The sequence below is a fragment of the Weissella bombi genome, from assembly GCF_900094835.1.
Taxonomy (GTDB): domain Bacteria; phylum Bacillota; class Bacilli; order Lactobacillales; family Lactobacillaceae; genus Weissella; species Weissella bombi.
On record NZ_FMAO01000006.1, the window covers coordinates 61,644 to 80,105 of the forward strand.

Below are 18,462 nucleotides of genomic sequence, written 5' to 3' on the forward strand. Positions count from 1 at the left end.
AGGAAAGTATGCCAACAGTAACGAAAGTAACACAACAACGCCGGGCAGGACGTTACAACATTTATTTAGACGATGAATATGCGTTTGCTGTTGATGAAAAAGTGTTGATTACGTATAACCTATTTAAAGGGACCGAGCTAGATGAAACTGAAATTGAGACAATTAAGGCAGCCGAATTTAGTCAAAAGGCATATACACAAGCGTTAGTGTATGCAACCGGTCAAATGCGTACCAGTAAACAAATCAGTCGTAAATTAAAAGAACGGGGCTATGAAACCAGTTTAATTAAAGAAGTTGTAAAGCGTTTGAATGACGATCACGTTATTGATGATGAAGCATATGCGCAAACATATGTTGATCAAGCTAAATCGGCAGGAAAATTAGGACCTAGAGGGGTACAGTTTAAGTTACAACAAGCAGGTATTGATCAATTCATTATTGAGGATGCGCTAGTTGCATATGAATTAGATGATCAAATAGCCGCTTTAACAACACGGGTTGCTAGCTTGTTAGAAAAAAATGCGCGCTACTCAAAATTTATGGCTGAACAAAAAACGCAACAAAAACTGTTACAGCAAGGTTTTGATTTAAATTTAATTAAACAGGCAATTCAGGACTATCGATTAAATGAGACAACGGATGAAACATTAGAATGGGATAATTTAGATCGCGATGCATCAATTGCTGCTAATCGTTACGCTGATTATAGTGGTTGGGAATTTAAGCAGAAGGTCAAATCAACATTATATCGTAAGGGGTATGATTTAAATTTAGTTGATAAATGGTTGCGACAACGTGATTAAGTTTGCAGTGTTTTTTGCCGGTTTGCGTGATACAATGTAATAGGAAAAATATTACTGGAAAATACAGAAAGCTCAAGATAATGAAAGATAGTCGACTACCTCGTGAAGGCGACTTTGTGACTATTAAGAGCTACAAGCATGATGGCAGTTTACATCGAACTTGGCGAGATACAATGGTGCTTAAGACGAGTGAAAATGCAATTATTGGGTTGAACGACCATACGTTAGTTACTGAAGATGATGGACGACGTTGGGTAACACGTGAACCGGCAATTGTTTATTTTCATCGTAAATATTGGTTCAATATTGTTGCAATGATTAGAGATAATGGTGTTTCATATTATTGTAACTTAGCGTCACCATTTGTTTTGGACAAGGAAGCGTTAAAATATGTTGATTACGATTTGGATGTGAAAGTCTTTCCAAATGGTGAGAAGCGTTTGTTGGATACAGACGAATACGAATTACATAAAGCGCACTGGCGTTATCCGGCAGATGTTGACTATATTGTGCGTGAACATGTTAAAATCCTTGTTGATTGGATTAATAACCAGCAAGGGCCATTTTCCGATGCATATATTGACTTGTGGTACCGACGTTATTTAGAAATAAAGCGGCGGAATAGTCGACAATAGTCGTCATAAAATAAGCAGAAAAGATTACTGGATAAGTAATCTTTTTTTGTTATTAATAACGTTTAAACCGCGGTTTAGGACTATTGAAACAATTGATAATATTAGTTATACTGAATTGTTAAGTTGTTTAAAATGAAATTAAAATAAAAAAGAAAATAAAAGGACGATAAATTATGGCTTCACTAAAAGAAGAAACGCAAACACGGCGTACATTTGCTATTATTTCTCATCCGGATGCTGGTAAGACGACGATTACAGAGCAACTATTAAAGCTTGGAGGAGTTGTTCGTGAAGCTGGTACAGTCAAGGGTCGCAAAGGAAATTTTGCAAAATCTGACTGGATGGAAATTGAACAAAAACGTGGTATTTCGGTTACATCATCAGTATTACAATTTGATTTTGATGGTAAGCGAATTAATATTTTGGATACCCCAGGACACGAGGATTTCTCGGAAGATACATACCGAACATTGATGGCCGTTGATTCAGTTATTATGGTGGTTGATTCTGCAAAGGGTATTGAACCACAAACTAAAAAGTTATTTGAGATTGTTAGTGAGCGCCACATTCCAATTTTTACGTTCTTTAATAAGCTTGATCGTGATGGTCGTGAACCGTTGGACTTAGTTGACGAATTGGAAAGTACATTAGGTATCAATGCATATCCGATGAACTGGCCAATTGGTTCAGGAAAGATTTTAGCTGGTTTATTTGATCGTTATCACAATAATGTTGAAGTTTACCGTCCAGCTAGCGAAGCAGAACGCTTTTTGCCACTTAATGAAGCCGGCGTTGACCTAGTTAACCCTAACCCAATTCAAGAAGATTCATTGTGGGATGAAACTCGAGATGAAATTGAGATGTTACAGGATGCAGGTAATGCATTTGATGAAGCTGCGGTGATGCGTGGTGAGCTAACACCAGTATTCTTCGGATCAGCCTTGCAGGGATTTGGTATTGAAACATTTTTGCAGACTTATATGCAATTTGCCCCAGCACCAGCTCCTAAGAAGACGATTTCGGGTGATACAGTAGTACCAACTGATGAGCAATTTAGTGGTTTTGTTTTTAAGATTCAAGCTAATATGAACCCTAATCATCGTGATCGCATTGCTTTTTTGCGTATTGTTTCAGGTGAATTTGAACGTGGTATGGATGTAACGTTACAACGTACTAAGAAGAAGATTCGTTTATCAAATGTAACCCAGTTTATGGCTGATACACGTGAAAATGTTGAAAAAGCTTATCCAGGTGATATTATTGGTATTTATGATACTGGTAACTTCCAAATTGGAGATACGATTTACGCTGGTAAACATGAAGTAACATTTGAAGAGTTGCCAACATTTACGCCTGAATTATTTATGCGTGTGCATGCTAAGAATGTTTTGAAGCAAAAGTCGTTCCATAAAGGAGTAACACAGTTAGTACAAGAAGGTACTATTCAGATGTATACTGCTTGGGATTCGGGTGATTATATCATTGGTGCAGTGGGTGCTTTGCAGTTCGAAGTTTTCCAGTTTAGAATGGAAAACGAGTATAATACTGAAGTAACGCTAGAACCAATGGGTTCAAAAATTGCGCGTTGGATTGATGCAGAACAACTTGATCCACGAATGGCATCATCACGTAACTTGTTAGTACGTGACCGTCATGAAAATCCAGTATTTTTGTTTGAGAACCAATTTGCTGAACGCTGGTTTGCTAATAAGTATCCAGATGTAAAATTGGAAGCGAAATTATAAGGTAAATATTGCTAGTCATTTATTTTGTAGCCCATATTATGAGACTAGTTACAACGCTTATGGTTATACCGACCAACAAGTCGGTGTAATTGTAAGTGTTTTTTTATGGAGAAATTACTCTTAACAGGTTAGTGGAGGAAGTGTATAATCGGTGAATTGTAGGCATGATTTGATTATGTTAAAATTAACTAACTATTATAAAGGAGTGTTTTTTGATGGACAAACAATCAATGGATCCACATGTCCAGGCAGGACTGTATGGGACACCCCAAGTTAATCCCGATGAGCAAAATCATTATTTGGGAAACTTTCGTGAACGTGTATACGCGTTACAGACGCGTGAACATGTTGGTGAAAGTCAATATATGCAAGCATGGGAAAAACAATTCTCAAAATATCCAGAAGCAACTTTATATTTAAATGGTCATTTAGATCGTGACACGCTTGATAAGTTTATTAAGTTGGCATCACGATATAAATTACGATTCACACTGAAAACAGACGAAGTCTATAATCATTCGGATGTTATGGTAGTGTTGGCTGCAAAATTTGCTGTACATCAAGATATAGTAGATATTAATGAATTGATTAGTCAACAAACACAGTCAACCCAAAAGCCAGAATCAGAGACAAAAAAGCCATGGTATAAAAAGTTGTTTTAAGTAATTGAAGGGAGGTCTTGCGAAATGCAGCAACCATTAGCTTATCGCATGCGTCCACGCACAATTTCAGAAGTTGTTGGTCAACAACATTTAGTCGGTGAAGGTAAGATTATTAATCGCATGGTAACAGCTAAAATGTTATCATCGATGATTTTATATGGACCACCTGGAACGGGTAAAACTAGTATCGCTAGTGCGATTGCCGGATCAACGAAGTATGCTTTTCGTATACTAAATGCAGCAACTGATAGTAAAAAAGATTTGCAGATGGTCGCTGATGAAGCGAAGATGTCAGGAACGGTCATTTTGTTATTAGATGAAATTCATCGCTTAGATAAAACAAAACAAGATTTTTTATTGCCACATTTGGAAAGCGGTAATATCGTTCTAATTGGTGCAACCACTGAAAATCCTTATTTATCAATATTACCCGCTATTCGTTCACGAACACAAATTTTTGAAGTTAAGCCATTATCAGAAGATGACATGCAAATTGCAATTGACCGAGCTCTAACAGATAAAGAGCGTGGTTTGGGTGATTTTAAAGTCACTTTGGATGATGATGCACGTAAACAGTTAGTATACGCAACGAATGGTGATTTACGTTCGGCGTTAAATGGTCTTGAACTAGCGGTTAGATCAACTAAGCCTAGTGATGATGGAGCTGTGCATATTACGCTAGCAATTGTTGAGGAAACTATCCAGCGTAAGGCAGTTACTGCTGATAAAGATGGTGATGGTCATTATAATGTCATTTCAGCCCTTCAAAAATCAATTCGTGGTAGCGATACAGATGCTGCATTACATTACTTAGCACGTTTAATTGAGGCGGGAGACCTGCCAATCATTGCGCGACGATTACAAGTTATCGCCTATGAAGATATTGGCTTAGCAAATCCAGCGGTGGTGCAGAGAGCTGTTATGGCTGTTCAAACTGCACAACAATTAGGTTTTCCGGAAGCGCGAATTCCGTTAGCCAACGCAGTCATTGAATTGGCGCTGTCACCAAAATCAAATTCTGCAATATCAGCGGTTGATGAGGCGATTGCGCGTGTAAGAAAGGGTGGTACTGGTGATGTACCGGATCATCTAAAAGATGCACACTATTCAGGTGCAAAGAAGTTAGGACACGGGGTTGATTATGTTTATCCACACGGTCATCCTGGTGATTGGGTACCACAGCAGTACTTACCTGATAAATTAGTTGGTGCTTCGTATTTTAAGCCAACTGGTAATTCGAAGGTTGAACAAGCATACAAAGAGCAATATGCTAAATTACGTCAAGCACAACAAAATGGTTTGAAAAAACGTTAAAAGGTATCCTAATATGTCAAGTCTTTAATTTTACTCATTTATTAGTATAATAAAAGAATAGATGGATTCCTTGGGCGTACGCGTAATTCTACATTTCTGTAGTTGCTTTACAACCAATTAGCTCGGGGATGTCGGGATGCCGCTATAACATGCTGTTTCACTCAGTAGTTGTAAAAGCGGACTTATTCACCCACTTACCTTTAATCGGAGCCAACTCAGTTGAATTTACTAACGGCGCCAAGCAAGTGTCCATTATTATTAATTATCGTTGTGATAATTAATAATGTTAGTCGTCCATGTTCGATATTCTATCGAGGGTGGGCGATTTTTTATAAATGCTAGAAAAAAGGAACTTAATTATGATTATCAGTTTATATCTTTTATTTGCTATTGTTATTGGTGGTTTAGGTGTCTATTTATTAATGCATAAAAAAGGATTTTTAGGGATACCGGCAAAGGCAGCGAAGCAACCTGCCCAGTGGTTTGGCTGGATATTTAGTATTGATGCCGTACTCTTAATTATTAGTGCTGTTATGACCAAAGGTGCCCCATTACCAGGTGGATTATTTGTTATTTTAGGTACTTTAATGACAACTGTATTGTCCATTGTGGTGGTTCGTCTTTTATTTAAATAAATTAATATATATTGTTTTTAAAGTTTTGCATGCAAATTTGTGAAAAAATATATAAAATACGTTATAATAAAGGTGTAGTAAAAAGTGCATATATCGTCGAATAGACAGGGGGAACTGTTATGGCTGATGTAAAAGTAAATTATAAGAACATTTTGGTACCAGTGGATGGATCGAAGGAGGCCGAGGCAGCACTAGAGCGTGCGATTAAGGTTACTCGTCAAAATGGTCCTGATGCAAAGTTGCAAATTCTACATGTTATTGACACACGTTCATTCCAAAGTGTGACTGATTTTAGGACAACTATGGTTGAACAAGTTGCTGACACTGCTAAGAAGACTTTGGAAAAGTATTTAGAGCAAGCTAAGTCAGCTGGAATTGAAAACGTTGATTACGCAATCGAATATGGTTCACCAAAGAGTGTCATTGCACAACAAGCACCAAGTAAGTATGGTAGTGACTTGATTATGATTGGGGCAACTGGTTTGAACGCAATTGAGCGTTTGTTGATTGGTTCTGTTACTGAGTATGTAACTCGTGTTTCTAAGGTCGACACTTTGATTGTTCGTTCATAAAAGATTTATAGATAAATTAAGCTGAAAGAGATTTGATATACTTATCAGGTCTCTTTTTTGGTAGACGTGTAATTATTTTAAGTTACTGTTATTTTCTGTTACAATAATCTTAATATCGACAGTTAAAGAATGGAGATTGCAATATGAGTGAGTCAAAACTAAATTTGGTAGCATCGACATTAGCAAATAGTTTGGGGACGACTGTAATTGGTCACGTGACCACAGCTGATGTTGTGATTACCATGAAGTATGCGAGTGGGAAATTTGAGACGGTTACTTCTGATGAATCAGGAAGTTTCTTAGCCAAGGTGCCAACAAATAATGGTGGTGAAGTAACTATTGAAGCCGAATCACCAGATCATACAAAAAAGGAATCATTAACATTAGTGATTGAACAACCAGCACCGGTTATCACCGCTGTTATTTCAACACAAAATGGACAACGTCTGTTGGAAGGTCAAGTTAACCAAGCTGACGTGTCTGTTTCAGTACATTTTGTTGGGGATGAACATGTGATTTCATTGCCAGTTGATAAAAACTTAGAGTTTGAATTGGTGTTACCTGATGAAATCGTGCCAAGCCAAATAGAAGTGCATGCCACTAGCAATGAGACGGGTAAGACAGGAAGAACAATTGTTGGTTTAGGTGTCACTTCAAAAACATTGGCTATGCCTGCTTTAACGGATGAAATGATTGCTGAGTATATCCGTAAAGAAGAAGTTAAGCAACCTGAACAACCGGCACAATTGAAGCGTACTAGTACTAATGAAACGAAGTTAAGTGAAACTAAGGAAATGACAACCACACCAGTTTTAGAAAATGAAACGGTTGTTGATACAGCTGCAGGTAACAGTCAGGCTGAGGCAGTAACGTCAGTAGATACTGACAAAGCTGATTTAGTAACTAAAGCAGATAAGACTGAAAGTGTTGATCCTGTACCAGAGCTGCCGGAATCACGCACAAAGCGTCGTAAGCGTAGTGGTATTCGCGGATTCTTCGCACGCCTCTTTGGCTGTAAAGGATAATGTTACAAAAATAGTAGCAGTTTTAACAAAACAGTAGTATTGTTAATCTAACTGTGACATGGTATCAAAAAAGTAGTAATAATTTGTGATAAAATATTATGGTTTAAGGAATGGAAAGGTAAATCATAATGCACAAACGACAAGTTACAATGATCATAGGAATTATGGTAGTTGCAGCAGTGGTTGCAATTTTTGCAATCGTTTTTAATAGTTCTTCACATCAAAATAAAGAGGCAGTAGCCGCTGCTTCTTCGGAACATGTGGAAAGTACTGTGAAAAAAGATAAGACGAATAAGTCTAATAAAAAAGCCGCTAAGTCAACGACAGATATGAACAAGATATCGAGCACTACCAAAGATGAGCAAGCTTTGGATATCAAGGCGTTATTGAAAAATCAAATTGACGCACCTAAGATTGCTTCTGTAAAACAAGATAATAAAACGATTCAGGTTGTTTTTGAAGACGATGGTACTAAAACACTTGATGAATTTATGGCAGCTTACGCTAAGGCGACGATTGCAATTGTTAAGGCAGCTGCTAAGAATGGTAGTGAGTCCGTTACAACCGCTCGTCAAGTAAAACTTGAAGATGGGTTAGAGTACGCAGTTGCTGCTAAATGGGACAAAGATCAATTAGCAAATGGGGCAAAACTTGCTGATGATGCAGCAATAAAAGATGTGCTGCTTAGTGCCGATCATTATGCTATCGGTGGTTCAGCTTGGGATGCTTTAACGCAACGCCAAAAGAATGATTATAAAAATCATCAACAAGGTGGACTAGGTAAAACTACTGATGATGCATTTAATAAGTGGGTACAATCCGGCATTGTTAAAAATTAACAATAAAAAGCAATAATTATCGATTATAAAAAGGGACCGTTAATCCAACCACTTACATGGTAGATTAACGGTCCCTTAGTTTTTGGAATGATTTTTATTGAAATAAATAATCAAATAAACAGCGTGTTATAAATTGATAGGTACATCAATGTTGCACCAAGAAGAACGAATAGATGCCAGTAAACATGATTTAATGGTAGCTTTGGCATGAGATACAACAGTGAACCAACGGTGTAAGTAATACCACCAGCCAGTAGTAGATAAAATGCTACTGGTGATAAAGTCGCATATAATGCTGGTAGTGCTAGGATAATAAACCAGCCCATTAAGACATAGATGATTACGGAAATCCAAGGCCAACGGCCAACGCAAAAGGTATCATAAATAAATCCCAAAATGGTGCATAATAGAATGGTACCCCAAATTGGCCAACCGATTTTTGGCTCTAAAAATAGCCAGGTATAAGGTGTATAGCTACCAAGAATGACAAGGTAGATACCATAGTGATCTAGGAATTGTAATATTTTACCGGCTTTGGTAAATATTAAAGCGTGAAATAGGGTTGAAGCTAGTAAAAAGCTAATAATTGATAACGCATAGATTGATAGAGCGATAATTGCGAAACTAGAAAAACCGTGCTTTATGCTATTGACAATTAAGATAGTGGCCCCGATAATGGCAGCGACAACGCCAAGACCATGGGTGACGGCGTTTAAAGTTTCGTACGTAATTAAATAGCGGCGATTTTCATTAGTTAGAGTAGGCATAGAAACCTCCTAAATGTTGATTTAAATAATAGTTTTAATAGGTTATGATTATAATAACTAATTAATCTAGTTTTGTAAACTAGATTAATTAGTTAAAGAAATAAAAAGAGGGTAATATGGTTTTAGGAACATTGATAAAGGGCATGATGATTGGCTTTGCCTTCGTCGCCCCAATTGGTATGCAAAATTTATATGTATTTAATAATGCATTAACGAATTCATTTAAACGTTCGTTAATTTACGTGCTGTTTGTGTGGATTGCTGATTCATTATTTTCATTAGCAGCTTTTTTTGGTATGGGTGCTATTATTAGTTCAGTGACTTGGTTAAGATTATTAGTTATGTTAGTTGGTGGAGGCTTGGTCATTTGGATCGGTTGGGGCATTTTGCGAAGTGCTAATAATGTACAATTAAATACAACCGGAAATAACTTACCAGTTAAACAAGCATTTATTACAGCTTTTATTGTCTCTTGGGCAAATCCACAAGCCTTAATTGATGGAAGTTTATTGCTAGGTGCATTACGAGGAACGTTAGAGCAGGTACAGGTCTGGCCATTTATTATTGGTGTGATTACGGCAACTTTTATTTGGTTTAATACCATTACAATTGTGATGAACATTTTGAAGGAACGCTTGCCTAAAAAGGTTTTGGTCTGGGTTAACATTTTGTCAGGAATCATCGTGTTGGGATATGGTACTTATCTCTTAATTCAAGCCATTATAGAATTGGTGCCATAACTGGTTGTATATGCAACTAAGTCTTGATTTTTAGCAATTAACATTGTAAAATTGCTTTCATAGCAATGTACTAGAGAGTACGAGTAGCATTATTATCAGCGACAAAATCATTTTGGTGGAAGATTTTGATTAAATCTACTTGGAAGGTAACTAGTGGGCTTTACCAGTGAAATTAAGTAGTTGGTAACGTTTTGGCGCGTTAAGTCAGAATGAGATAGAGAAATAAACTCTAATTCAGGTGGTACCGCGATAATGTCGCCCTGATCATACAGATAATTGTATGGTTGGGGCTTTTTTATTGTCTAAAAGCTGATAAAGAGTAGTAAAAAATAAGGAGTTAAGGTTATGCGAGAAATTGATATGCCTGGTAAGTACAACCCAACTGCCGTTGAAGCAGGTCGTTATGATAAATGGGTGCAAGAAAAGCGTTTTAAGCCATCAGAAAATAAAAAGGCACGTCCTTATTCAATCGTAATTCCACCACCAAACGTTACTGGTAAGTTACATTTGGGACACGCTTGGGATACGACTTTGCAAGATATGTTAATTCGTCAAAAGCGAATGCAAGGATTTGATACTTTGTGGTTGCCTGGTATGGACCATGCTGGTATTGCAACGCAAGCTAAGGTTGAACAACGTTTGGCAGAAGAAGGCGTTTCACGCTATGACCTAGGTCGTGAAAAGTTTGTTGATCAGGTCTGGGACTGGAAAAATGAATATGCTGCCACAATTAAAGCACAATGGGGTAAACTAGGACTTTCACTAGATTATGATCGTGAACGCTTTACATTGGATGACGGTTTGTCACAAGCAGTTCGTAAGGTTTTCGTGACTTTATATGAAAAAGGCTTGATTTACCGTGGTGAATACATCATTAATTGGGATCCTAAAGCACGTACAGCTTTGTCTGATATCGAGGTTATTCACCAAGATGATGAAGGAGCTTTCTATCACGTACAATACCCATTTGTAGATGATGATGTAACTTATGAAGGTAAGCACTATATTGAAATCGCAACGACACGTCCTGAAACGATGTTTGGGGATGTTGCTGTTGCTGTGCACCCTTCAGATGAGCGTTATAAAGCATTAGTTGGTAAAAAGGTTTTGGTACCATTGGTAAATCGTGAAGTACCAATTATTGCTGATGAATATGTTGATCCTGAATTTGGTTCTGGAATGGTTAAAATTACACCAGCCCATGATCCTAATGATTTTGGTGTCGGTAATCGTCATGACTTGGAACGTATCAATACGATGAATGAAGATGCATCGATGAATGAGCGTGCGGGCAAGTACGTGGGTATGGACCGTTTTGATGCACGTAAAGCAATCGTTGCTGATCTTGAAGCTGGTGGCTGGATGTTGTCGGTTGAACCAATTGTGCACGCCGTTGGTCACTCAGAACGTACAGGTGTACAGGTTGAGTCTCGCTTATCAACACAATGGTTCGTTAAGATGAAGCCATTGGCTGAACAAGCTCTTGATATGCAAAAGTCAGATGATCGTGTTGACTTTTACCCACCACGTTTTGAAGGTACTTTCACACGTTGGATGGATGATATTCATGATTGGGTTATTTCACGTCAATTATGGTGGGGACACCAAATTCCAGCATGGTATCACAAAGAAACGGGTGAAATGTATGTTGGTATGGAAGCACCTGAAGATATTGAAAACTGGACGCAAGATGAAGATGTGCTAGATACATGGTTCTCATCAGCTTTGTGGCCATTTTCAACGATGGGTTGGCCAGATACAGATGCAGAAGACTTTAAGCGTTACTTCCCAACTAATACGTTGGTAACAGGTTATGACATTATCTTCTTCTGGGTTGCACGTATGATGTTCCAATCTAAAGAATTTACGGGTCGTCGTCCATTTAAGAATGTCTTGATTCATGGTTTGATTCGTGACGAACAAGGACGTAAGATGTCAAAGTCATTGGGTAACGGTATTGACCCAATGGACGTTATTGAAAAGTATGGTGCAGATGCATTGCGCTGGTTCTTAGCAACTGGTTCAACACCTGGACAAGATGTGCGTTTCTCTTATACAAAGATGGATTCAGCATGGAATTTTATTAACAAAATTTGGAATGCATCACGTTACGTTTTGATGAATTTGGCAGATGATACTAAGGCTGAATTACCAGCAGATAAAGATAGTTTCTCATTAGCTGATAAGTGGATTTTGTCACGCTTGAATGAGACCATCGCTACTGTAACGAAGAACTTTGACAAGTTTGAATTTGGTGAAGCCGGTCGTGCACTTTATAATTTCATTTGGAATGATTTTGCTGACTGGTACATTGAGATGACTAAGGAAACTTTGAATGGTGATGATGAAGCTGCACAAAAAACAGTGCAAGCAATTTTGGCCTATGTATTAGATAACACACTACGCCTATTGCACCCAATCATGCCATTTGTGACTGAAGCTATTTGGCAAGAGATGCCACATGAAGGAGAGTCAATTGTTACAGCTGCTTATCCAACGGTTAATGCAGACTTGAATGATGAGCAAGCTGAAGTTGATTTCAACAGTCTAGTAGACTTGATTAAAGCAGTTCGAACTATTCGTACGGAAGCTAATGCACCAATGTCAACGACGATTGATGTTTTGATTAAGACAAGTGATGAGAACTTACAACGTATCTTTAAAGAAAATATTGATTACATTAACCGTTTTGTAAAGCCAAAGGATTTGCAAATTGCTGCTGATATTCAAGCGCCTGATTTGGCAATGACACAAATTATTTCTGGAGCTGAAATCTATGTGCCACTTGCTGAATTGATTGATTTGGATGATGAAATTGCGCGTTTGCAAGATGAAATTAAGAAATTCCAGGGTGAAGTAAAACGTGCTAATGGTAAATTAGGTAATGAAAAGTTTGTTAACAACGCACCTGAAGCAGTCGTTGCTGCAGAGCGTGAGAAGTTGGCAGATTGGGAAAACAAACTACAAGCAACTCAAAATCGTTTAGCACAATTACAGGATGCACAAGCATAGTAAAAAATCACTTGCGATAATGATTATTTACGTGTACAATTAAATGTATTGTGAATCACGAATTTAAGCTGTTCGTCGTTACAATTTAGTAAATTACACAAACAGGAGCGCCGTCTACTTTGTAGAAGGCGCTTTTGTTTTTTATAGGATAAAATGAGGGTAGACATGACAGAGATAACTACAGCAGCTCAAGCAATTGCGTATATTCATGGTCGTCATAAGTGGACAAAAACGCCAACTTTTAATCGTTTAAATAAAATTTTGGATTTATTAGGGCATCCAGAACAAAAATCAAAGTATGTTCACATTACTGGTACAAATGGTAAGGGTTCAACTAGTAAAATGGTGGCGCAATTGCTTAGAAAAAGTGGGTTACGCGTTGGTTTGTTTACATCACCCTATATTTTAAAATTTAATGAACGTATTCAAGATGATAATGGCAATATTTCAGATGCTGATTTGGTAGCGATAATGCAAGAGTTAGCACCTATCGTGGATAAATTAGATAACATCTTACCAAGTGGGTTAACTGAATTCGAAACGTTAACAGTGTTGATGTTTCTGTACTTTGCTAAGCATCCAGTTGATGTTGTTGTTTTGGAAGTTGGTGTTGGTGGTACTTGGGATTCAACTACCATTATTCCTGATAAAATTGTTTCAGTGATAACAACTGTGGGTCTTGATCATATGCAGGTGTTGGGGAATACGTTGGCGAAAATTGCCACACAGAAAGCTGGTATTATTCAAAAGCAACGACCAGTTGTAGTCGGACGTTTACCACAGTCGGCTAATGAAGTGATCGATGTTGTTGCAAATGCGATGGGATCATCTATTTATCGCTTAGGTGAGCAATTTGAAGTAACTTCTCTGCAGAATAACCATGCATGGGGTGAAATTTTCGCAGTGACTGGGTCGATTAATTATGCAAGTGTTTTTGTTGATTTAATGGGACAATATCAAATTGATAATGCAGCCGTTGCGCTACAAACTGCGCAAATTGTATGTGATTATTTTGGGATAACGTTAACCAACGATGCCGTTAACGCAGCATTAAAGACAGTTACCTGGCCTGTGCGTTTCGAAAAAGTTAGTGAACAACCATTGATTGTTTTAGATGGCGCACACAATGAACCTGGCGTGCAAGCATTAGTCGAAACGATTCGGGCGCATTTTAGTACGCGAACAGTTCATATCTTGTTTGGGGCGTTACAAGATAAAAATTATGCAAAAATGTTACAATTATTAGCGGACTTACCAAATGCTGATTTGCATGCTGTAGGTTTTCAAGGTCCCAATAATCGACAACCACTTAATCCCGCACAAGCTGCTCAACAAGTTAAAACACATGTTGTATCAGTTCATGAAGATTGGCAGAGCGGTTTGGCAGAAGTAAAATCACAAATGCAATCTAATGATTTAATTTTGCTAACTGGGTCATTATATTTTGTTTCTGAAGTGCGACAAAATTTGGTGTTATCAGATTAAAAGTGGGGGATTTGTTGTACTTTATAAAGTATATAAAAATAATAGTAATAAGACGGCTGAATAATTCAGTTAAAATGGAGTAATAAAAGATGATTATTTTGCAAGCAAGTAATGTTGCACGTCGTTTTAACGGTGTGACGTTCTTTGATAATATTTCAATGCAGATTCAAAGTAAGGCTCGTGTTGGTTTGGTGGGCCGTAATGGAGCGGGAAAATCAACGTTGTTGAAAATGTTGATTGGTGAGACGACACCGGATGAGGGTGAAGTTTCGATGAAAAAAGGCATTCGGATGGCTTATCTAGCTCAAAATTCCGGCTTGGATTCTGATTTATCAGTTTACAATGAGATGTTAACAGCGTTTGATGATGTTATTGCGTTGGAAAAGCGGTTACGCCAAATGGAAAACCAAATCGCAACTACGACTGACTATACGAGTGATGCATATACTGAATTATTGGCAGCTTATGACCAAGCACAGCATGATTTTGATGAAAAAAATGGTTATGGTTATGATGCGACAATTCGTTCAGTTTTGCATGGGTTTGGGTTTGATGAATCATTTTATGATCAAAAAATTGCGGCACTATCAGGTGGCCAACGTACGCGTTTGGCAATCGCAAAGCAGTTATTAGAGACACCAGATTTGTTAATCTTAGATGAGCCTACTAATCATTTGGATATGCAAACTTTGGCTTGGCTAGAACAATATTTGAAAAATTACCAGGGTGCGTTGTTAATTGTTTCCCACGATCGTTATTTCTTAGATCGTGTTGTGACGGAAGTATATGATATGCATTCAGGTCAGTTGGACCACTATAAGGGAAATTATAGTGAATTCATGAAACAAAAGGCTGCTAAAGTGATGCAAGAACAAAAAGCCTACGACAAGCAGCAAGAAGAGATTGCGAAATTAGAAGATTTCGTTAAAAGAAATATTGTGCGTGCATCAACAACAAAACGTGCGCAATCAAGACGTAAGCAATTAGAGCGCATGACACGTATTGAGGCACCAAAAAATGAATCAGGTGTAGCTAGAATTCAGTTTAAAGCTGATGAAGATTCCGGTAATGAAGTATTACGTGTTAATGATGTTAAATTAGGTTATGACGTGACCCATGTATTGGCTGAAAACGTTAATATTGATGTTGATAAACAACATGCGGTTGCTTTGGTTGGACCAAATGGAATTGGAAAGTCAACTTTGATAAAAACAATTTTAGGTAAACTACCACTGTTAGCTGGACAGGTGAAATTGGGTGCTAATGTGACGGTAGGTTACTATGATCAAGAGCAACAAACGTTAGATAATAAACGTTCTGTGATTGATACAATTTGGGATGAGCATCCGACAATGCCGGAAAAAGATGTTCGTTCAATTTTGGGGTCATTTATGTTTTCTGGTGAGGCTGTTGAAAAATTAGTTTCAGCACTCTCAGGTGGTGAACGCGCACGACTACTATTAACGAAGTTAGCATTAGAACATGCCAATTTTTTGATTTTGGATGAGCCTACTAATCACTTGGATATTGATTCGCGTGAAGTTTTGGAAACGGCCTTAAATGAATATAATGGTACGATTTTCTTTGTATCACATGATCGTTACTTTATTAATGAAGTGGCAACTGAGGTGGTTGAATTATCACCTAATGGCACACGCTTTTTTGATGGTGATTATGACTATTATCTTGAGAAAACAGCGGATGAAGTGGATGAACCAAAGACAAACATTGCAGAAACCACATCAGAGACGGTTAGCGCTAAGACATTATCAAGAGCTGAGCAAAAAGAATTGCAACGTGAACAACGCCGTTTAGAACGAGCTGTTGCTGCATTAGAAACACAAATGACAACGATTTCTGATGAACGTGATGAGGTTAATGAGGCATTGAATGATCCTCAGAATGGTACTGATTTACAAAAGTTAAATGAATTATCAGAAAAAGTTGCTGAGTTGGATAGTCAATTACAAGAAATTGAAGATCAATGGACTGAAGCTAGCATGGCGTTGGAAGAGTTTTTAGACGAAAATTAAATATTTGATTAAATAGTGTTAGTCAGTTATTGCGGAGAACTACCGTAATGACTGACTTTTTTATTTATCTAATTGAAATATATTAACTAAATAAATGTATTTAGAGGAGTTGCAAAAAAAGTAGAGTGTGTTATTATTAATAGTGTCGATTAGCACTTAAATATATAGAGTGCTAAAATAAATAAAAAATATAACCTGTGGAGGTCAGATAACATGTTGAAACCATTAGGAGATCGTGTTGTATTGCAAGTATCAGAAGCACCTGAGCAATCAGTTGGGGGAATTTTATTAGCTTCTAATGCACAAGAAAAGTCAGTTACAGGAAAAGTTGTTGCTGTTTCTACGCAAACGGTTGGTGATTTAACAGCACCCGTTGCAGTTAAAGAAGGTGATCAAGTCATCTTTGATAAGTATGCAGGCGCAGAAATTAGTATCGATGGGGTCGATTATTTAGTTGTTCACGAAAAAGATATCGTGGCGGTTTTGTAATTTAAATAATTAATACTTAATAGAATATAGAGGGTAACAAATTATGGCAAAAGATATTGAATTTTCAGAAGATGCACGTGCAAAAATGCAAGCAGGTGTTGATAAGCTTGCCGATACAGTAAAGACAACTATTGGTCCTAAGGGACGTAATGTTGTTATTGAGCAAAGTTACGGTGCACCAACTATTACAAATGACGGTGTAACCATTGCTAAGGCTGTTGAATTGTCAGATCATTTTGAAGATATGGGTGCTAAATTAGTTGCTGAAGTTGCTTCAAAGACTAATGACATCGCAGGTGATGGTACAACCACTGCGACTGTTCTAGCACAATCAATCATTAATGAAGGTATGAAGAACGTTACAGCTGGTGCAAATCCAGTTGGTGTTCGTCATGGAATTGAGTTGGCAACGGAAGCTGCTGTTAAGGCATTACATGATATGTCAAAGACAGTTTCTACCAAGGAAGAGATTACACAAATCGCTTCAATTTCAGCTGCTAATCCAGAAGTTGGTAAGTTGATTGCTGAAGCTATGGAAAAGGTCGGTAACGATGGTGTTATTACCATTGAAGAGTCAAAGGGTATCGAAACAACTTTGGATGTTGTTGAAGGAATGCAATTTGACCGTGGTTACATGTCACAATACATGGTAACCGATAATGATAAGATGGAAGCTTCATTGGATAATCCTTACATCTTAATTACGGATAAGAAGATTAGCAATATTCAAGAGATTCTACCTGTGCTACAAAGTGTTGTAGAACAAGGACGTGCCTTGTTGATTATTGCTGATGATATTACTGGTGAAGCCTTGCCAACACTTGTTTTGAACAAGATGCGTGGTACATTTAACGTTGTTGCTGTTAAGGCTCCTGGCTTTGGTGATCGTCGTAAGGCACAACTAGAAGACATCGCTGTTTTGACAGGTGGTACTGTTATTACTGACGAACTTGGTTTGAGTTTGAAGGATATGACAATTGATCAACTTGGACAGTCTGCTAAGGTTACTGTAACGAAGGATAACACAACAATTGTTGAAGGAAACGGCGACTCAGCAGCAATCAAGGAACGTGTTGACTTGATTAAGGGTCAAATTGCAGAGACAACGTCTGACTTTGATCGTGAAAAGTTACAAGAGCGTCTAGCTAAATTAGCTGGTGGTGTTGCTGTTATTAACGTTGGTGCTGCTACTGAAACTGAGCTAAAAGAGCGTAAGTACCGTATTGAAGATGCTTTGAACGCAACTCGTGCCGCTGTTGAAGAAGGATTTGTTTCAGGTGGTGGAACTGCCCTTGTTAACGTAATTCCAGCCGTTGCAGCATTGAGCGAAGAAGGCGATGTTCAAACTGGTATCAACATTGTTAAGCGCGCATTAGAAGAACCAGTACGCCAAATTGCAGAAAATGCTGGGGTTGAAGGTTCTGTTATCGTTAACCAATTAAAGAATGAAGAAGTTGGTGTCGGATATAATGCAGCTACTGGTGAATGGACTGATATGATTCAAGCTGGTATTGTGGATCCAACTAAGGTAACACGTTCAGCTTTGCAAAATGCAGCTTCCGTCTCAGCTTTGTTGTTGACAACTGAAGCAGTTATCGCTGATCAAAAGGATGATTCAGCTGCCCAAATGCCTGCCCAAGGTGGTATGCCTGGTATGATGTAGTCATCATGAAAAAGTAACAAAAAGTCGTTGTGACATCTTCTTT

Annotated in this window: 16 protein-coding genes and 1 other annotated feature; of the genes, 15 read left to right on the plus strand and 1 reads right to left on the minus strand. The window is 37.8% G+C overall.

Going from position 1 to position 18,462, the window contains the following annotated elements:
• The first annotated feature begins 8 nt into the window (after positions 1 to 8).
• From GA0061074_RS05290 to GA0061074_RS05330, 9 genes are all read left to right on the plus strand, one after another.
• A complete protein-coding gene (locus GA0061074_RS05290; protein ID WP_240005867.1) occupies positions 9 to 803 on the plus strand; it encodes a RecX family transcriptional regulator in 795 nt (264 codons plus the stop codon).
• Between the two features lie 80 nt (positions 804 to 883).
• The gene (gene ntdP / locus GA0061074_RS05295) at positions 884 to 1,438 is read left to right on the plus strand and encodes a nucleoside tri-diphosphate phosphatase (RefSeq protein ID WP_092462577.1); all 555 of its coding nucleotides are present in this window, start codon (positions 884 to 886) and stop codon (positions 1,436 to 1,438) included.
• Positions 1,439 to 1,611: 173 nt separating this feature from the next.
• Complete coding sequence (locus GA0061074_RS05300; RefSeq protein WP_092462580.1) at positions 1,612 to 3,183, plus strand: peptide chain release factor 3; 1,572 nt, start codon at positions 1,612 to 1,614, stop codon at positions 3,181 to 3,183.
• A 215-nt stretch (positions 3,184 to 3,398) separates the two neighbouring features.
• A complete protein-coding gene (locus tag GA0061074_RS05305) occupies positions 3,399 to 3,845 on the plus strand; it encodes a YueI family protein (protein ID WP_240005866.1) in 447 nt (148 codons plus the stop codon).
• A gap of 24 nt (positions 3,846 to 3,869) precedes the next feature.
• Complete coding sequence (locus GA0061074_RS05310; protein ID WP_092462582.1) at positions 3,870 to 5,159, plus strand: replication-associated recombination protein A; 1,290 nt, start codon at positions 3,870 to 3,872, stop codon at positions 5,157 to 5,159.
• Between the two features lie 359 nt (positions 5,160 to 5,518).
• On the plus strand, positions 5,519 to 5,794 hold the full coding sequence (locus tag GA0061074_RS05315) for a hypothetical protein (RefSeq protein ID WP_092462584.1): 276 nt from the start codon (positions 5,519 to 5,521) through the stop codon (positions 5,792 to 5,794).
• Positions 5,795 to 5,913: 119 nt separating this feature from the next.
• Positions 5,914 to 6,366: a universal stress protein gene (locus GA0061074_RS05320; protein ID WP_092462586.1), complete on the plus strand. Its 453-nt coding sequence runs from the start codon at positions 5,914 to 5,916 to the stop codon at positions 6,364 to 6,366.
• 143 nt (positions 6,367 to 6,509) lie between these two features.
• Positions 6,510 to 7,391 carry a hypothetical protein gene (locus tag GA0061074_RS05325; RefSeq protein WP_092462588.1) on the plus strand — a complete coding sequence of 294 codons (882 nt, stop codon included), beginning with the start codon at positions 6,510 to 6,512 and terminating at the stop codon, positions 7,389 to 7,391.
• A 128-nt stretch (positions 7,392 to 7,519) separates the two neighbouring features.
• The gene (locus GA0061074_RS05330) at positions 7,520 to 8,230 is read left to right on the plus strand and encodes a hypothetical protein (RefSeq protein WP_092462590.1); all 711 of its coding nucleotides are present in this window, start codon (positions 7,520 to 7,522) and stop codon (positions 8,228 to 8,230) included.
• A gap of 110 nt (positions 8,231 to 8,340) precedes the next feature.
• Here the strand turns inward: GA0061074_RS05330 and trhA are convergent, their stop codons facing one another.
• A complete protein-coding gene (trhA, locus tag GA0061074_RS05335; RefSeq protein WP_092462592.1) occupies positions 8,341 to 8,997 on the minus strand; it encodes a PAQR family membrane homeostasis protein TrhA in 657 nt (218 codons plus the stop codon).
• A 116-nt stretch (positions 8,998 to 9,113) separates the two neighbouring features.
• Between trhA and GA0061074_RS05340 the strand changes: the two genes are divergently transcribed.
• The 6 genes from GA0061074_RS05340 to groL all read left to right on the plus strand — a co-directional run bounded on the left by GA0061074_RS05340 (position 9,114) and on the right by groL (position 18,419).
• A complete protein-coding gene (locus GA0061074_RS05340; protein WP_092462594.1) occupies positions 9,114 to 9,737 on the plus strand; it encodes a LysE/ArgO family amino acid transporter in 624 nt (207 codons plus the stop codon).
• Between the two features lie 56 nt (positions 9,738 to 9,793).
• Positions 9,794 to 10,003, plus strand: a binding site (T-box leader).
• 79 nt (positions 10,004 to 10,082) lie between these two features.
• The gene (locus GA0061074_RS05345) at positions 10,083 to 12,749 is read left to right on the plus strand and encodes a valine--tRNA ligase (RefSeq protein ID WP_092462596.1); all 2,667 of its coding nucleotides are present in this window, start codon (positions 10,083 to 10,085) and stop codon (positions 12,747 to 12,749) included.
• A gap of 165 nt (positions 12,750 to 12,914) precedes the next feature.
• Positions 12,915 to 14,234, plus strand: coding sequence for a bifunctional folylpolyglutamate synthase/dihydrofolate synthase (locus GA0061074_RS05350; RefSeq protein WP_092462598.1), 1,320 nt, complete (start codon positions 12,915 to 12,917; stop codon positions 14,232 to 14,234).
• Positions 14,235 to 14,323: 89 nt separating this feature from the next.
• Positions 14,324 to 16,267 carry an ABC-F family ATP-binding cassette domain-containing protein gene (locus GA0061074_RS05355; RefSeq protein WP_092462600.1) on the plus strand — a complete coding sequence of 648 codons (1,944 nt, stop codon included), beginning with the start codon at positions 14,324 to 14,326 and terminating at the stop codon, positions 16,265 to 16,267.
• A 213-nt stretch (positions 16,268 to 16,480) separates the two neighbouring features.
• Positions 16,481 to 16,756 carry a co-chaperone GroES gene (locus tag GA0061074_RS05360; RefSeq protein WP_042491596.1) on the plus strand — a complete coding sequence of 92 codons (276 nt, stop codon included), beginning with the start codon at positions 16,481 to 16,483 and terminating at the stop codon, positions 16,754 to 16,756.
• Between the two features lie 43 nt (positions 16,757 to 16,799).
• Positions 16,800 to 18,419, plus strand: coding sequence for a chaperonin GroEL (gene groL / locus GA0061074_RS05365; protein ID WP_092462602.1), 1,620 nt, complete (start codon positions 16,800 to 16,802; stop codon positions 18,417 to 18,419).
• Positions 18,420 to 18,462 lie beyond the last annotated feature (43 nt).

Coding starts and splice junctions, on each gene's coding strand:
- GA0061074_RS05290 (WP_240005867.1), top strand. CDS start 9: ATGCCAACAGTAACGAAAGTAACACAACAACGCCGGGCAGGACGTTAC.
- ntdP (WP_092462577.1), top strand. CDS start 884: ATGAAAGATAGTCGACTACCTCGTGAAGGCGACTTTGTGACTATTAAG.
- GA0061074_RS05300 (WP_092462580.1), top strand. CDS start 1,612: ATGGCTTCACTAAAAGAAGAAACGCAAACACGGCGTACATTTGCTATT.
- GA0061074_RS05305 (WP_240005866.1), top strand. CDS start 3,399: ATGGACAAACAATCAATGGATCCACATGTCCAGGCAGGACTGTATGGG.
- GA0061074_RS05310 (WP_092462582.1), top strand. CDS start 3,870: ATGCAGCAACCATTAGCTTATCGCATGCGTCCACGCACAATTTCAGAA.
- GA0061074_RS05315 (WP_092462584.1), top strand. CDS start 5,519: ATGATTATCAGTTTATATCTTTTATTTGCTATTGTTATTGGTGGTTTA.
- GA0061074_RS05320 (WP_092462586.1), top strand. CDS start 5,914: ATGGCTGATGTAAAAGTAAATTATAAGAACATTTTGGTACCAGTGGAT.
- GA0061074_RS05325 (WP_092462588.1), top strand. CDS start 6,510: ATGAGTGAGTCAAAACTAAATTTGGTAGCATCGACATTAGCAAATAGT.
- GA0061074_RS05330 (WP_092462590.1), top strand. CDS start 7,520: ATGCACAAACGACAAGTTACAATGATCATAGGAATTATGGTAGTTGCA.
- trhA (WP_092462592.1), bottom strand. CDS start 8,997: ATGCCTACTCTAACTAATGAAAATCGCCGCTATTTAATTACGTACGAA.
- GA0061074_RS05340 (WP_092462594.1), top strand. CDS start 9,114: ATGGTTTTAGGAACATTGATAAAGGGCATGATGATTGGCTTTGCCTTC.
- GA0061074_RS05345 (WP_092462596.1), top strand. CDS start 10,083: ATGCGAGAAATTGATATGCCTGGTAAGTACAACCCAACTGCCGTTGAA.
- GA0061074_RS05350 (WP_092462598.1), top strand. CDS start 12,915: ATGACAGAGATAACTACAGCAGCTCAAGCAATTGCGTATATTCATGGT.
- GA0061074_RS05355 (WP_092462600.1), top strand. CDS start 14,324: ATGATTATTTTGCAAGCAAGTAATGTTGCACGTCGTTTTAACGGTGTG.
- GA0061074_RS05360 (WP_042491596.1), top strand. CDS start 16,481: ATGTTGAAACCATTAGGAGATCGTGTTGTATTGCAAGTATCAGAAGCA.
- groL (WP_092462602.1), top strand. CDS start 16,800: ATGGCAAAAGATATTGAATTTTCAGAAGATGCACGTGCAAAAATGCAA.